This is a genomic window from Actinomadura hibisca NBRC 15177 (genome assembly GCF_001552635.1).
GTDB lineage: Bacteria > Actinomycetota > Actinomycetes > Streptosporangiales > Streptosporangiaceae > Spirillospora > Spirillospora hibisca.
The window spans coordinates 14093-27623 of the sequence record NZ_BCRO01000095.1 but is presented as its reverse complement, the minus strand read 5'-3'; the positions used below and the strand labels follow the sequence as shown (position 1 = coordinate 27623).

Sequence of the window (13531 nt, the reverse complement as noted above, 5' to 3'; positions counted from 1 at the left end):
CCGCAACCGGTCTGTCCGAGATGCGGGGGGAGCCTCCCCCGCAATCCGCGCATCCGGTACTTTGACCCCTCCTGCGCCCTGGCAGGAACGCGGTCGGGGGACCGCGCGGTCGAGCGGCCGGGGGACGGCCGACCCGGAGGAGCGCGCCCGGTGCACGAACACAGCAGCCGCGACGGCCTGCCCGCCGGCGTCCACCCCCTCGTTCCCGGCTCCCCGGCGTCCATCGGCCCCTACCCGCTGCTCGGCAAGCTGGGCGAGGGCGGCATGGGCTCGGTCTACCTCGGCCGCGGCCCGGACGGGCGGCACGTCGCCATCAAGGTCATCCAGCCCGGCCTGGCCGCCGACGAGCGCTACCGGGCGCGCTTCCACGACGAGGTGCGGCACGCGCGGCAGGTCGCCTCGTTCTGCACGGCGGCGGTGCTCGACCACGGCGAGGACGGCGGCCGTCCCTACCTGGTCACCGAGTACGTGGCGGGCGAGCCGCTGTCGGAGCACATCCGGCGGCACGGCGCGCTGCCGCCCGGCACGCTGCACGGCGTCGCGGTCGGGGTCGCGGCGGCGCTGACCGCGATCCACTCGGCGGGCCTGGTGCACCGCGACCTCAAGCCCGCCAACGTCATCCTGTCCATCTCCGGCCCGCGTGTGATCGACTTCGGGATCGCGCGGGGCGTGGACCAGGCGGGCGGGCACACCAAGGCCGGGTTCGTGGTGGGGTCGCCGGGATGGATCGCGCCCGAGCAGGTGCGGACCGGGCAGGTGTCGCCCGCCGGGGACGTGTTCGCGTGGGGCTGCCTGGTCGCGTTCGCCGGGACGGGACGGCACCCGTTCGGCGTGGCCGACTCGCGCGCCACCAGCGACCCGCTCGTCCTGGCCTACCGCGCCCACCAGCACGACTACGACCTGGGCGGGCTGACCGACCCGCTGCGCTCCCTGGTGCGCCGCGCCCTGGCCCCCGAGCCGGAGGACCGGCCCACGGCGCAGCAGCTGCTGCTGGCGCTGGTCGGCGGGTCCGACCCGGCGGTGGCGGTCGCGGGCGGGGCGGTCGCGCCGGCGGCCCCGGCCGGGCACGACATCCAGGCGATCGCGAGCCACACCGTCGAGTCGACGTGGCGCACCGAGGACCTGCCGCTGTGGTCGCCGCCGACCTCGCCGCTCGCGCCGGTGCGTCCCGCCCCGCCCGTGGACCCCGGGCTGCTGCGGCGGGCCCGGGTCCGCACGTGGGTGGGGCGGACGGTCGGGCTCACCGTGCTCGCGGGGCTCGGTGTGGGCGGGTTCCTGCTGTACCGGGCGGACAAGGCGCCCGCCGCCGCGCAGTTCGACCAGCCCGCCAAGGACGGCGACTTCACCTTCCAGGCGTCCCGCCCCGAGTGCGACCGCACGGTCAAGGGCGTGACGGCCGAGGACGGCAAGTTGTGCCAGGTGCGGTTCAGCGTGGCCAACGTCGCGTCGTCGGCGCGGGTGCTGGACCCGGCGGTGCAGCGGCTGCACGGCGCGGCCGACTCCGAGGAGCCCGCGATCATGTTGTTCAAGGGCTCGACGCCGGGGCCGAAGAGCAGGGTGGGCGCGCAGACGCTGGCGTCCGGCACCCGCTTCTCCGGGGTGCTGCTGTACGACGTGCCGCCCGGCTTCACGCCCCGGGAGCTGGAACTGCACGCCGACGGCACCAGCAAGGGCATCCGGCTGCCGCTGGCCCCGTCTTGATCAACTCATCGGCGGCCTCTACCTTGAGCCGGTGACCAGCTCCCCCGGCACCCGCCCGACCCGGCCCGACGCGGCCCGGGTCGCGGCGCCCGCGCCGCCGCCGAAGCCCGCCGGGCCGGTGGCGCGCCTGGCGCGCACGGCGGGGGCGCTGGTGGGGGTGCAGGCGGTCGCGGCGTTCGTGATCGCGCTGACGCTGACCTCGTACCGGCGCGCGGCGGCGGACTGGATCGTCCCGGCGGTGGTCGTGGTGGACGTGCTGGTGTCGTTGCAGATCGTGGCCCTGGCCGTACGGGACCACCGCCTGCTGCGCGCCCGCCCGAAAACCCCGGCTGTACCGCCTCCGGGCGCGATCCCCTTCAAGCCACCTTCGGAGTCCCTCCCCGACGCGTCGCCACGCCTGGGCTCCCCAGCCCACCCAGAAACCCCGACCCGAGCAGAAACCCCTCTCCGCAAGGACCCGCGCCCGCGCGTAGGTACGCCGTCGCATGCGGGTGCGTTGCCGCCTTCGGACGTGCCCCGGCGGCCTGGGGCGGTTCCTCTCGTGGACGCGTCGTCTCTGCCCCATGCGGACCCCGCGCCGCAGCTCAGCCCGCCCCCTTACGCGCCTCCCTCCAAGTTCCGCGTCTGGTTGCGTCGTCTCATCGTTCTCGCCGTGCTCGGCGGCCTCGCCGCCACCGCCTTCGCCGTCTACCAGGTGCGCAGCCAGCCCCTCCCCGGTGTCTTCGGCAAGCCCGTCAAGGACGGCGACCTCACCTTCACCGCCGCCGCGCCCCAGTGCGGCGTCCGCGTCAAGGGCGTCACCGCGCTCAGGGGCCGCCTCTGCCAGGTCCGCGTCACCGTCACCAACACCGGGTCCGCACCGCTCGTGCTCGACGCCACCGTCCAGCGGCTGCGCGCCGGGAAGGCCGAGTACACCGCCGTCGCCCTGCACCGTGGCCGCGCCACCAAGGACCTCGCCTTCTCCTTGCGCAGCGCCGCCTCCTTCCAGGGCGCCATCGTGTTCGACGTGCCCGACGGCTTCGCCCCCACCGCTCTCCACCTGCACGCGCGCGGCGACAGCCAGGGCGTCCGCTTCCCGGTCGGTGCGGGATGATCGGGGGCATGGAACGCGAATGGGTCGCCGAGGAGAGCGTCGTCATCGACGCGGAGCCCGGCGCGGTCTACGCCGCGGTCGCCGATCCGCGCCGCATGAAGCAGTGGAGCCCGGAGCTGTTCGCCGTCCGGGTGCGCGGGCGCGACGTCGAGGAGGGCACCCGCTTCGTCGGGTTCAACCGCATCGGCCCCCGCGTCTGGTTCACCAACTGCCGGGTCTCGACGGCCGTGCCCGGCGAGGTGTTCGCCTTCCGCGTGTCCAGCTTCGGCATGGAGGTCGCGCTCTGGGGCTACCGCGTCGAGGGCATCGGCGACGGCCGCACGCGGCTCACCGAGTACTGGCAGGACCTGCGCCGCGACGCGCGCGGCGCGGCGTTCGTCTCCCTGCTCGGCAAGGTCTTCACCGGCGTCCCCGCCGAGCGCCGCGCCGCCGTCAACCGCGAGGGCATGCGCGTCACCCTCGGCCGGATCAAGGCGGCCGTCGAACCATAAGCACATGGTGACAGGAAAACAAGAACCTGTTCTACTTGTGCGCATGGGGAGCACCGCCGACAAGCACGTGATCCAGGGCGAGCATGTGACGCTGCCGGTCCGCATCCGCGACGCGGCCGTGGCGTCGGCGATGTTCGCCGTGCCCGCCGCGCCCGCCCGGGCCGTCATCGCCTACGCCGGCCTGGAGGTCGCCGAGCCGCTGCCCGGCCGCGCGATCTGCTCGCTGGCCTTCGTCCGCTACGCCGACGGCGACCTCGGGCCCTACCACGAGTTCGCCGTCGCCTTCCTGGTGCGGCGGCCGGGAGCGCCGCCCACGCGGCGGATGAAGGGCGTCGGCGCGTTCATCCACTGGCTGCCGGTCAACCAGGAGTTCACGCTGGAGGCCGGGCGCACGATCTGGGGTTTCCCCAAGGAGCTGGCCGACATCCCCATGGACCTGTCCGGCCGCGTCAAGCGGTGCGCGGTCCGGATCGGCGGGCGGACGGTCATCGAACTGGCGGTCCGGCCGGGGCTGCCGCTGCCGTCCGGCACCGGCGCGCCCAAGATCGACGCGTACTCGTGCATGGACGGCGTCACCCGCCGCACCGGCTGGACGATGGCCCCCTCGGGCGTCCGGATGCGGCCCGGCGGGGCCACGCTGCGGCTGGGCGACCACCCCGTCGCCGCCGAGCTGCGCGGCCTCGGGCTCGACCGGGCGCGGGCGCTCAGCAGCACCGCCGTCCGGCACCTGACGATGGAGTTCGACGCCGCCGAGGAGGTCGGGCCGTGACGCGGGAGGTGCGGACGGCGCTGGTCACCGGGGCCGCCGGCGGGCTCGGCGCGCTCGCCGCGCAGCGCCTGGCCGCCGCCGCGTGGGACGTCGTCGCGGTGGACCTGGACGCCGCCGGGCTCGCCCGCACCGCCGCCCGCTCCCCCAACCTGCACACCCGCGTGTGCGACGTCACCGACCCCGCCGCCGTCGAGCGCGTCGCGGCCGAGGCCGGGCCGGTGCAGCGCGTCGTGCACGCCGCCGCGATCAGCCCGCTGGGCGCGGCGCTGGAGCAGCCGCTCGCCGACGTCGAGCGGGTGCTGCGGGTCGACTACCTGGGCACCGTGCACGTCGCGCGCGCCACGATGCCGGGGATGCTGGACCGGGGCCGGGGCGAGCTGATCCTGTTCTCGTCGCTGGCGGCGTGGGTGCCGGGGTACCTGACGGCCGCGTACGCGTCGGCGAAGGCGGCCGTCAACGCGTTCGCCGAGGCGCTCTACCAGGAGACGGCGGGCCGGGGCGTGACGATCCGCTGCGTGTGCCCGCGCCAGGTGGACACCCCCATGTACCGCCGGATCGCCGCCGAGCACCCCGCCGCGACCGGCGGCATGCAAGGGATGCCGCCCGGCCTGGTGCTGGACGCGGTGGACCGGTCGCTGGCCCGGCCCGCCGCCGACCTGTTCGTCTTCCCCGACCGCCTGACCCGCACGACGGTCACTGCCAAGCGCCTGCTGCCCGCCGCGACACGGCGCGTGATCGGCCTGCGGACCGCGCCCCCGGACGGCCGCGCCGACCGCTCCCCCTGACCGGCCGCACCGAGCCGGGCCCGGCCGGTCACGGGGAGCGTCACCCCGACCGCATAAGCTGTCTCTTTCCCGGGAGAAGCACCCCGGGCGCACGCGTCGCGAGGAGCAGCCCGTATGTCGTCGTCCCCGGTCACCGGCCGGTCCGGCACGGTCAAGGACCAGGAGATCGCCGCCGAGCAGCGGTACGTGGACGTGGCCTACGAGCGCCTCGAACAGATGCGCGAGGACGCCCAGGCCATGATCCGCGAGGGGTACCGGCAGGCGCAGGCCGGCACCAAGGCGTCCCTGGTCGACCGGGACGCCATGGTCCACCAGGCCGCCCTGCGCGCCCAGGCCCTGGACATCGCCGACGACGGCCTGGTCTTCGGCCGCCTCGACCTGCACCCGCGCGAGCAGCAGCCCGGCACCCCGCCCGTCCGCCTGGTGGACGGCCGCGAGGTGCGCTACATCGGCCGCATCGGCGTGCGCACCAGCGAGCACGACTCCCTGGTGATCGACTGGCGCGCCCCCGCCGCCGAGGACTTCTACCAGGCCACCCCGGAAGCGCCGCGCGGCGTGGTCCGCCGCCGCGTGCTGCACTCGCGCGGCCACGCCGTCGTCGACCTTGAGGACGACCTGCTCGACCCCGACGCCGCCGACGGGCTGACCGTCATCGGCGACGGCGCGTTCCTGGCGTCCCTCGCGCGCACGCGCGAGGGCGCGATGCGCGACATCGTCGCCACCATCCAGCGCGAGCAGGACGAGGTCATCCGCGCGCCCGCCGACGGCACCGTGCTCGTGCGCGGCGCCCCCGGCACCGGCAAGACGGCCGTGGCGCTGCACCGCGTCGCCTACCTGCTGTTCCGGCACCGCCGCCGCTTCGGGTCGCGCGGCGTGCTGGTGGTCGGCCCGAACCGCCGCTTCACCGCCTACATCGAGCGTGTCCTGCCGTCGCTGGGCGAGGGCTCGGCGGCGCTGCGCTCCCTCGGCGACCTGGTCGAGGGCGTGCGCGCCACCGCCCACGACACCCCGGAGCTGGCCCGCGTGAAGGGCTCGGGGGCCATGACGACGCTGCTGCGCCGCGCCGTCGCCGACCAGGCCCCCGGCGCGCCCGACGACCTGCGCGTGGTCTACCGCGGCGTCGTCGTCGCGCTGGACCGCCAGGCCCTCGACCGGCTCCGCAACGACCTGCACCGCCGCAGCCGGGGCAGCGTGAACGCCGCGCGCGGCCGCGCCGCCGAGGCGCTGCTCGACGCCCTGTGGCGGCGCTTCACCGACCTCGGCGGCCCCGAGGCCGCCGCGCAGGCCGCCGACGGCCAGACCGAACTGTGGTCGCAGATCCTCGCCGCCGACGGCCTGGCCGCGCTCGACGGCGGCGACGCGCCCCAGGGCGGCCGTCCCGGCGAGCGCGGCGACTTCGACACCCGCGTCCGCGAGCAGCGCCCGTTCACCGACTTCCTCGTCGCCTGGTGGCCGATGCGCCGCCCGCTGGAGGTCCTGACCGCCCTCGGCGACGCCGACCGCCTGCGCCGCGCCGCCGGACGCGACCTCGACGCGGGCACCGCCACCGCGCTGGCCGCGTCCTGGGCGCGGGCCCTGCCCGGCACCCTCACCTACCAGGACGTCGCGCTGCTCGACGAGATCGACTCCCTGCTGGGCCCGCCGCCGCGCCCCGCGCGCCGCAAGGCCCGCGAGGACGACCCGTTCGTGGTCGACGGCGTCAACATCCTCACCGGCGAGGAGGTGGCCGACGAGTCCTGGGAACCGGAGATGCAGGAGCTCACCACCTCCATGGAACGGCTGGAGCGGTCCCGCCGCGTGGACGACGGCGTGGCCGAGGAGCGCCCCGAGTACGCGCACATCGTCGTGGACGAGGCCCAGGACCTGTCGCCGATGCAGTGGCGGATGCTGGGCCGCCGGGGCCGCCAGGCGAGCTGGACGATCGTGGAGGACCCGGCCCAGAGCGCCTGGGAGGACCTCGACGCCGCCCGCGAGGCGATGGACGCGGCGCTCGGCGGCGAGGAGACCAAGGCGCGCTCGCGCGGAGGCCGGGGCCGCCGCCCGCGCAAGCCGAAACCGCCGACGCGCCGCGTCCGCCACGAGTACGAGCTGACCACCAACTACCGCAACTCGACCGAGATCGCGGCGGTGTCGGCCCGCGTGCTGGCGATGGCCCTGCCCGACGCCCGCCCGGCCCGCGCCGTCCGCACCTCGGGCATCGAGCCGGAGATCCGCGTCGTCGCCCCGGACGCCCTGGCCGACGCCGCCCGCGCCGCCACCGAGGAGCTGCTCGACCGGGTGGACGGCACGATCGGCCTGATCGTCCCGCTGGCCTCGCCCGACGCCTGGACGGCCGCCGAGCGCGACCGCCTGGCCGAGGGGCTGCCCGAGCGCGTCCAGGTGCTGGACGTGCTGGAGGCGAAGGGCCTGGAGTTCGACGCGGCCGTGATCGCGGCGCCGGAGACGATCGCGGCCCAGTCGCCGCGCGGCCTGCGGGTGCTGTACGTGGCGGTGTCCCGCGCGACCCAGCGCCTGACGGTGCTGACCGCCGACCCGACCTGGCGCGAGAACCTGACGTAACCGGAAACGCCGAGGCCCCCGCGCGGATCGCACGGGGCCTCGACGTCAGAGCCTCAGCGTCAGACGCCAGAGACTTCGGCGTCGAATGCCGGGGCCTCGGCCTCGCTACGTCAGATGATCGGCGGACGCCCGGTACGCGTCATGCGCCAAGCCGTCCGCCACGAGATCGGGCGGCGCGGACCGGCGGGCTTCCGCCAGCCCTCCGTGAACCCCTTGAACCACGGCTTCAGCGCGGCGGGCTTCCGCTCGCGCAGCAGCGTCATCCCCACCCACACGCCCAGGTAGGTCAGCGCCAGCGGCCACGGCAGGTTGCGGCGGGCCAGCCACACCCGGTTGCGGGCGTTGTAGCGGTAGAACATCTCGTGCCGCGTCGGCAGCACCGCCGGGTGGAACATCACCGCCGACGCGTCGTACACGATGCGGTAGCCCGCGTTCAGGATCTGCCAGGCGAGGTCGGTCTCCTCGTGGGCGTAGAAGAAGTCCTCCGGCAGGCCGCCGCCCGCGTCCCAGGCGGCGCGGCGGATCGCGCAGGCCCCGCCCAGGAACGTGGTGACCTCCGAGGAGCGCTCCGGATCGCCCGCGCGCAGCCGCGGCACGTGGCGGCGCTCGCCGCGCCCGCCCTCGGGGTCGCGGACGCGGAACGAGACCACGCCGAGGTCGGGGTCGGCGGTGAACCGGTCGCGCAGGTGCGCGCCCAGCCGCGTGGAGCGGTACCAGCCGTCGTCGTCCAGGAACAGCAGGATCTCGCCGCAGGACGCCTCGACGCCGCGGTTGCGGCCCGCCGGGATGCCCACGTTCTTCGGCAGCGCGATCGTCGTGACCCGCTCGTCGTCGAACGGGGCCGCCGCCGCGCCGCCGACCGGGTCCACACCATTGCCGACCAGGACGACCTCGACGTCCACGTGCTCCTGGTCCAGGGCGCTGCGCACCGAGCGGGCCAGCTCCTCGGGCCGGTTGCCCATGGTCAGGACGATGACGCTCAGTTTCATCTTTACTTGAGTCTCCGGGAGGCCAGGATGCTGATCAGGTGCAGCAGGGTCTGGAGGGCCGCCACGACCGCGACCGCGACCGCCAGCACGCGCATCGCGGCCGGGGTCTCGGTGCCCAGCAGCACGTCCAGCGCCGCCGCCGCCACGATCAGCAGCGACAGCTCCACCGCGCCGATGATCCGGTGGAAGCGCAACATGGACGCCGCCTGGCGGGCCAGCGCGATCCGGGTGGAGCGGGGCCGCAGCGCGCGGTCGCCGCCGGTCGGGTCGGCGGGCAGGCCCGACTTGGCGCGGGCCACCACCACGTTGTCGGTCTCGGCCTTGATCAGGGCCGCGCCCAGCGCCGCCAGCATGCCGAGCTCGACGTAGCCGCCGGTCGTCCAGCCGCCCTGGGCGGCGAAGCCGAGGCCGACCAGCAGCGCGACCTCCGACAGGTAGTGGCCGATGCGGTCGAGGAAGACCCCGCCGACCGAGGTCTGCCGCAGGTAGCGGGCGACCTCGCCGTCCACGCAGTCCAGCAGCAGGTAGACCTGGATCAGGACGGCGCCGCCGAGCGCGGTCCACAACGCGCCGGTGCCGGTGGCCGGCAGCGACACCACCAGGCCCGCCAGCACGCCGCTGATCATCATGAGGTAGGTGAGCTGGTTGGGGCTGAAGCCCAGCCGCAGCGCCAGCCACGAGAAGTACGGCGACAGGGACCGCATGTAGAGCCGGCCCGCCCAGTGCTCCTCGTTGCGGCGGTCCTTCAGGCCGGGCGGCTGCCCGTGCCGCCGCACGTCGGCGACCGCCGCCTGCTTGCGGGAGGGGCGCAGGTCGTCGCCGGGCCGGATGCCGCCGCCGGGGGGCGGGCCCTGCTCGGGACGGTCAGTCGCCATGGGCCCGGACATACTCTTCCACCGCCTTGCGCGTCGCGTCCTCGGCCAGGCCGAGATGCTCCAAGATCGTATAGCGGCCGGGGCGCGTCTGCGGGGCGAACAGCACGGCCTGGGTGAACTGTTCCACACTCAGGCCGACGTCGCCGGGCAGGCGCGGCAACCCGTGCCGCTCCAGGCAGTGCAGGATCTGCTCCAGCCGCTCGGCGCCCTCGCCGAGGTGGGTGGCGCGCAGGTGGTAGCAGAACGCCGCGCCGATCCCGGCCAGCTCGCCGTGGTTGCCGGTGCCGGGGTAGAGCTGGTCGATGGCGTGCAGGATCTCGTGGTCGCCGCCGCTGGCCGGGCGTGAGTCGCCCGCGAACGCCATCGCCATGCCCGACAACACCAGGCCCTCGGCCAGCACGGTCAGGAAGCCGTCGGACTCGATCGTGCCGGGCTGATGCAGCAGCGCCTCGGCGGCGGTGCGCGCCACCGTCAGCGCCATGCGGTCGACGCGCTCGCCGACCGCGTCGGCGGCCAGCAGCCAGTCGTCGACGGCGGAGAAGTTGCTGACCACGTCGCCGATCCCGGCGCGCACCAGGCGCGGCGGCGCGGCCCGGACGTAGTCCAGGTCCACGACCATGGCGAGCGGCATGACGACGCCGAACGAGCCCTTGCCCTTCTCGTGGGTCAGCGAGGCGACCGGCGAGCAGATGCCGTCGTGCGACAGGTTGGTGGCCACCGACACCATCGGGATGCCCGACAGCGTGGCGGCGTACTTGGTGGCGTCGATGGTGCGGCCGCCGCCGATGCCGACGACCGCCTCGTAGGACCCGGCGCGCAGCTTGGAGCCCAGGCTGACGGCCGCGTCCACGGTGCCGCCGTCCACGTGGAACACCTCGCAGGCGCTCAGCGACGGCCGGACGTGCTCGGCGATCTGGTCGCCCTGGCCGGGGCCGACCGCGATGGCGACCCGGCCCTCGGTGGCGATGCGGCGGTCGGCCAGCAGCTCGCCGAGGCCCGCGACCGCGCCGCGGCGTACGTCGATGGACAGCGGAGCGTTCAGCATCCGCGACAGCAGGGGCATGTGCCTTCCTCGGTCGGGTCGTAGGTCGGCGGCTGCGGGGAGGCGGCGGCCGGTGCGGGCCGGGCGGCGAGGGGGGGTGGCGGGCCCGCGAACGGCGGAGCCGCCGTGCCGGGCCCGTCGGGGTCCCGGCGCGGCGGCCCGGTGCCTAGTAGGTGTGCGCGATCTCGCGTGCCTTGGCCAGGTCGTCGTGGTTGTCGACCTCGACCCAGGCGACCTCGCCGATCGGCGCGACGGAGATCTTGGCGCCCCGGTTGACCAGCTCCTGGTAGCCGTCCTCGTAGTACTGGTCGGGGTTCGCCTCCCAGGTCGCCTTGAGGGCGTCGGCCAGCGGCTCGGCGGCGGCGGGCTCGATCAGGGTGGCGCCGATGTACTCGCCGGCGGCCTCGGCCGGGTCCATCAGCTTGGTGATGCGCGACAGGTGGCCGTCGGCGTCGAGGATGACCTTCATCTCCTCGTCGGCGAGCTTCTTCACGTCGTCCACGGCGAGCAGGATGTCGGACGTGCCGCGCCCGGCCAGCAGCGTCTTCTCGACGCCGACGGGGTGCACGGTGTCGCCGTTGACCATCAGGACGCCCTTGGCGAAGTGCTCGCGGGCCAGCCACATGGAGTAGGCGTTGTTCCACTCCTCGGCCTTGTCGTTGTGCACGAGGGTGATGGAGACGCCGTACTTCTCCTCCAGCGCCGCCTTGCGCTCCTCGACCGCGCCGGCGCAGTAGCCGACGACGATCACGACGTCGGTCAGGCCGACCTCGGCGAGGTTGCCCAGCGCGATGTCCAGGATGGTCGTGTCGCCGTCAACAGGCACCAGGGCCTTGGGCAGCGTGTCGGTGTAGGGGCGCAGCCTTCGGCCCGCACCCGCCGCGAGCACCATCCCGATCATGCGTTCTCTTCCTCCAGATCGACCATCTCGCCACTGCCGAGACCGGTCCGCGCCCACGTGGTGACGCTCTCGCTCACGAACAACACGCCAAGGTAGGCCGCGAGCGCAGCGTACGCGAACGGCAGGAGCCCGGAGAGGCCCAGGAAGGCCACAATGAGCATCCGCCCCTCCCAGCCGAGCCCGGCGCGGAAGAGCCACGCCGGCGGCCGGAGCCCCTGGCGGGTGCGGTACACGGTGTCGTAGTGGTGGTACGCCAGGACGGCGATCAGCACGTAGACGAGCGGTGCCGATACTCCCTGCGCGAACCCCAGTACAGCGAGGTAACCATACTCGATCGCGCGGATGATGGGCGGGACGAGCCAGTCAAGCCGCCCCGTATGGGGATGGGTCGCCGCCGGTCCGGTCAGCAGCAGCGCCACGACCGGCGCGAACAGCGCGGGGGTCTGCTGCTCGCCCACACCGGCCGCGAGCAGCACGGTCGTGGCGACGAGCGCGACCAGCGCGCCGGGCAGCGGCGGGAGCTGGCCGCGCGCGAGGGCGCCGAGGGCCAGGCAGACGGGTCCGTCGTCGCGGAAGTCGCGCAGCGGCGCGGGCTCGGCGACGGGCGGGGCGGCGGGGAGGGCGGTGGTCATCGGGCGGTCGACCTCATCACTCGTCCGGTCAGGGTGTAGACGGCGGCGATCCAGCCCCAGGCGAGCAGGGCGGCGAAGGTGATCCGGGCGTTGCCGAGCGCGGCGGTCACCGCGATCAGCGCGAAGCGCTCGCCGATCGGCAGGATGATGATCTTCTTGGCCCAGTGCAGCACGCGGATCTTGCTGGTGGCGGCGGACAGCCGGGCCGCCGCGCCGCCCGCCGGGGCCTTGTGGGACGGCGCGGCCGCGCCGTCGCCGGGCAGGGTGAGCGGCGTCACCGGCGGCGCGGCGGGGCCCGCGACGTTCGCCCGCGCGGCGTACGAGAAGTCGACCATGTGGCGGACGGTCTGGAGCGCCAGCGCCGCCACCGCGAGCGGCCACACGTTCCCGGCGTGCACCGGGCTGTCGGGGGGCGCGGCGGTCGCGCCGACGGCGAGCCCGGCGAAGACCACGTACTCCTTGGCCCGGTCGAACACCGCGTCCAGCCAGGCCCCGAGGGTGCTGCGGCAGCGGGTGTAGCGGGCGAGCTGGCCGTCCACGCAGTCGAACACGAACGACAGGTAGAACAGCAGGGCCCCGGCGACCATCCCGGTGCGCGTCCCGGCCGCGAACCAGATCGCGGCGAGGACGGCGACGCCCATGGAGATGCAGGTGACGGCGTTGGGCGTCAGCCCGCGCCCGGCGGCCCAGCGCACGAGGAACGGCGAGTAGCTGCTGACGGCGTAGGTGGCGAAGAAGCCGTCCTCGCTCTTGACGGCGGCGGCGAGACGGACGCGGTCCTCGTCCACGGCGGCGACGGCCTCGTGCGCGGCGGCGGCGCTCGCGGCGGCGTCGGGCCCGGCTGCGCGGCGGCAGACGAGCGCGGGATCGGCGCAGGAGGCGACCGGGACGCCGGAGCGGACGAGCCCGACGAGCAGGAGCTGGGCGGGGTCGTCGTCCGGGGACATGGCGGCCCCGTCGCCCGTGCCCGCGACGGGCGCGGGGAGGGTGCCGGGGACCTCCAGGAGCATGGCGAGCTTGTCGGCGATCTCGGCGAACTCGGCCGTCCGGGCGCGGGAGACGTGCAGCACGCCGGGAAAGGCGGCGTTGGGCGAGGTGACACGATGCCGGGAAGACCCGGCGGAGGCGACCCGCCCCCCGGCCACCCGAACGGGCCGGGGCACATCGAGCCGAGCCGTGTCCAGGCGAGCCGTCCCCGAACGGGCCGCGTTCAGGCAGTCCTCGTCGGCCGGGACCGTGATGGCGGTCGCCGGGTCCCGGGCGTCGCGGACCAGGCGGGCCAGCAGTTCGGTGCTGATCACCAGGTCGCCGGGCAGCAGCAGGACCGGGCCGCCCGCGCGGCGGGCCAGCAGCGCGATCTCGGCCAGGTCGGCGGCCGGGTCGGCGCACTCCAGCACGTCGTGGCCGTCCTTGCGCAGCAGCGGGGCCAGTTCGGGCCGGGTGACGATCTGCACGTCCGGTACGTTGAGCGTGCCGAGCTGCTCGCACAAGCGGGTCAGCAGGGTGGGCGCGTCCGGATCGTCCCCCCAGGGCGACGCCGCCGTGGGAACCGGGTCGGGTTCCCCGCCGGTCACCCCGGTCGCGATGATTACCGCTACGGTCATCGGCGCCTCCGCCACGTCGGGACAGGGATCAGGACTGGGCCCGCGCCGTGGGGCAGGGCCGCCGGGCGCAGGTGACTGCACAGCGTAGCG

General features: G+C 75.0%; 12 protein-coding genes. 6 read left to right on the top strand and 6 right to left on the bottom strand.

The window, feature by feature from the left end; genetic code table 11:
• The first annotated feature begins 150 nt into the window (after nucleotides 1-150).
• The 6 genes from AH6_RS46265 (at nucleotide 151) to AH6_RS35070 (ending at nucleotide 7398) form a co-directional block, all read left to right on the top strand.
• Entirely contained in the window at nucleotides 151-1701 is a 1551-nt protein-coding gene (locus tag AH6_RS46265) for a serine/threonine-protein kinase (protein WP_067488861.1), read from the top strand.
• Nucleotides 1702-1732: 31 nt separating this feature from the next.
• On the top strand, nucleotides 1733-2794 hold the full coding sequence (locus AH6_RS43075; protein ID WP_083983779.1) for a DUF4352 domain-containing protein: 1062 nt from the start codon (nucleotides 1733-1735) through the stop codon (nucleotides 2792-2794).
• Between the two features lie 8 nt (nucleotides 2795-2802).
• Complete coding sequence (locus AH6_RS35085) at nucleotides 2803-3285, top strand: SRPBCC family protein (RefSeq protein ID WP_067488857.1); 483 nt, start codon at nucleotides 2803-2805, stop codon at nucleotides 3283-3285.
• 43 nt (nucleotides 3286-3328) lie between these two features.
• The gene (locus tag AH6_RS35080) at nucleotides 3329-4054 is read left to right on the top strand and encodes an acetoacetate decarboxylase family protein (RefSeq protein ID WP_174555153.1); all 726 of its coding nucleotides are present in this window, start codon (nucleotides 3329-3331) and stop codon (nucleotides 4052-4054) included.
• Nucleotides 4051-4839 carry an SDR family NAD(P)-dependent oxidoreductase gene (locus AH6_RS35075; RefSeq protein ID WP_157431913.1) on the top strand — a complete coding sequence of 263 codons (789 nt, stop codon included), beginning with the start codon at nucleotides 4051-4053 and terminating at the stop codon, nucleotides 4837-4839. The genes AH6_RS35080 and AH6_RS35075 overlap by 4 nt, the downstream gene beginning before the upstream one ends.
• A gap of 114 nt (nucleotides 4840-4953) precedes the next feature.
• Nucleotides 4954-7398 carry a HelD family protein gene (locus tag AH6_RS35070; RefSeq protein ID WP_067488855.1) on the top strand — a complete coding sequence of 815 codons (2445 nt, stop codon included), beginning with the start codon at nucleotides 4954-4956 and terminating at the stop codon, nucleotides 7396-7398.
• A 110-nt stretch (nucleotides 7399-7508) separates the two neighbouring features.
• On the opposite strand, the gene AH6_RS35065 is transcribed toward AH6_RS35070, so the two are convergent.
• The 6 genes from AH6_RS35065 to AH6_RS46845 form a co-directional block, all read right to left on the bottom strand.
• Entirely contained in the window at nucleotides 7509-8387 is an 879-nt protein-coding gene (locus AH6_RS35065; protein WP_067488853.1) for a glycosyltransferase family 2 protein, read from the bottom strand.
• A gap of 2 nt (nucleotides 8388-8389) precedes the next feature.
• The gene (locus AH6_RS35060) at nucleotides 8390-9262 is read right to left on the bottom strand and encodes a CDP-alcohol phosphatidyltransferase family protein (protein ID WP_083983784.1); all 873 of its coding nucleotides are present in this window, start codon (nucleotides 9260-9262) and stop codon (nucleotides 8390-8392) included.
• Complete coding sequence (locus tag AH6_RS35055) at nucleotides 9252-10307, bottom strand: iron-containing alcohol dehydrogenase family protein (RefSeq protein WP_067488903.1); 1056 nt, start codon at nucleotides 10305-10307, stop codon at nucleotides 9252-9254. The genes AH6_RS35060 and AH6_RS35055 overlap by 11 nt, the downstream gene beginning before the upstream one ends.
• A 163-nt stretch (nucleotides 10308-10470) precedes the next feature.
• Complete coding sequence (locus AH6_RS35050) at nucleotides 10471-11205, bottom strand: phosphocholine cytidylyltransferase family protein (protein WP_067488851.1); 735 nt, start codon at nucleotides 11203-11205, stop codon at nucleotides 10471-10473.
• The gene (locus AH6_RS46850; protein WP_067488849.1) at nucleotides 11202-11837 is read right to left on the bottom strand and encodes a DUF5941 domain-containing protein; all 636 of its coding nucleotides are present in this window, start codon (nucleotides 11835-11837) and stop codon (nucleotides 11202-11204) included. Before AH6_RS46850 ends, AH6_RS35050 begins: the two co-directional genes overlap by 4 nt.
• On the bottom strand, nucleotides 11834-13441 hold the full coding sequence (locus AH6_RS46845; RefSeq protein ID WP_067488847.1) for a CDP-alcohol phosphatidyltransferase family protein: 1608 nt from the start codon (nucleotides 13439-13441) through the stop codon (nucleotides 11834-11836). Before AH6_RS46845 ends, AH6_RS46850 begins: the two co-directional genes overlap by 4 nt.
• Nucleotides 13442-13531 lie beyond the last annotated feature (90 nt).

Bases quoted from the DNA above. Each gene is read 5' to 3' on its own strand.
- AH6_RS35070 (WP_067488855.1), top strand. From the start codon at position 4,954: ATGTCGTCGTCCCCGGTCACCGGCCGGTCCGGCACGGTCAAGGACCAG.
- AH6_RS35065 (WP_067488853.1), bottom strand. From the start codon at position 8,387: ATGAAACTGAGCGTCATCGTCCTGACCATGGGCAACCGGCCCGAGGAG.
- AH6_RS35055 (WP_067488903.1), bottom strand. From the start codon at position 10,307: ATGCTGAACGCTCCGCTGTCCATCGACGTACGCCGCGGCGCGGTCGCG.
- AH6_RS46845 (WP_067488847.1), bottom strand. From the start codon at position 13,441: ATGACCGTAGCGGTAATCATCGCGACCGGGGTGACCGGCGGGGAACCC.
- AH6_RS35050 (WP_067488851.1), bottom strand. From the start codon at position 11,205: ATGATCGGGATGGTGCTCGCGGCGGGTGCGGGCCGAAGGCTGCGCCCC.
- AH6_RS35085 (WP_067488857.1), top strand. From the start codon at position 2,803: ATGGAACGCGAATGGGTCGCCGAGGAGAGCGTCGTCATCGACGCGGAG.
- AH6_RS35060 (WP_083983784.1), bottom strand. From the start codon at position 9,262: ATGGCGACTGACCGTCCCGAGCAGGGCCCGCCCCCCGGCGGCGGCATC.
- AH6_RS35080 (WP_174555153.1), top strand. From the start codon at position 3,329: ATGGGGAGCACCGCCGACAAGCACGTGATCCAGGGCGAGCATGTGACG.
- AH6_RS46850 (WP_067488849.1), bottom strand. From the start codon at position 11,837: ATGACCACCGCCCTCCCCGCCGCCCCGCCCGTCGCCGAGCCCGCGCCG.